General features: G+C 49.0%; 1 tRNA gene and 2 rRNA genes. All 3 read right to left on the reverse strand.

Annotated elements, in window-relative coordinates:
* Window positions 1-297 precede the first annotated feature (297 nt).
* Window positions 298-414: ribosomal RNA gene (gene rrf, locus AB3351_RS23515) — 5S ribosomal RNA — on the reverse strand.
* Window positions 415-536: 122 nt separating this feature from the next.
* Window positions 537-612 (reverse strand) — tRNA-Ala (locus AB3351_RS23520).
* Window positions 613-715: 103 nt separating this feature from the next.
* Window positions 716-862: ribosomal RNA gene (locus AB3351_RS23525) — 16S ribosomal RNA — on the reverse strand; the annotation flags it as partial.

Here is an 862-nt window from a genome sequence, read left to right on the forward strand (position 1 = left end):
ATTGGATCTTTCCTACTTGCGCATTTTTCTTCACTATCCAGTTTTCAAAGTACAAGATGTGTACATTCTTTTTGTCTTCACCTGTTGCTCCTTACGGAGAAGGTGATCTGTCCGCTTGGCTCAGCTTATCGGGCACGTTCCAAACATCTGGGCCTCTCAAAGAGGGAGACAATGGAACGTGAGTTCCCGAACGCCTCTCCGCGCTACGTGGCGGATCAAACGGTTCAGAAAAAAGAACGTCTCACTTTTATAATAGTTCAGCAGTTTCTATGAAGCATGTTCAAAAGAACGCTGCCGGCCTGGCGATGTCCTACTCTCCCAGGGCGTTGCCACCCAAGTACCATCGGCGCTGAAGGACTTAACTTCTGTGTTCGGGATGGGAACAGGTGTGACCCCTTCGCCATCATCACCAGACAACAAAATTGCTTCCTTTTTTCTCGCAGGATTTTCCTCCCTCGATGTATGACCGCGGGTCCGGAAAAAGTTGCTTCGAAAAAAGAAGTCAATTCTTTTGTAATTAAGATACGACAAGATGTTGGTGGAGGTAAGCGGGATCGAACCGCTGACCTCCTGCTTGCAAGGCAGGCGCTCTCCCAGCTGAGCTATACCCCCACATCAAAATCTATTTGATCAAGCTAAACAGCTTGGTATTGTAAAAGGAACGAAGTTCCTTCAAAACTGAACAGTGAACAAACAATGTGTCAAGTCTCCATAGAAAGGAGGTGATCCATCCGCACCTTCCGGTACGGATACCTTGTTACGACTTCACCCCAATCATCTGCCCCACCTTCGGCGGCTGGCTCCTTGCGGTTACCTCACCGACTTCGGGTGTTGCAAACTCTCGTGGTGTGACGGGCGGTGT

It is taken from the genome of Aneurinibacillus sp. REN35 (assembly GCF_041379945.2).
Classification (GTDB): domain Bacteria; phylum Bacillota; class Bacilli; order Aneurinibacillales; family Aneurinibacillaceae; genus Aneurinibacillus.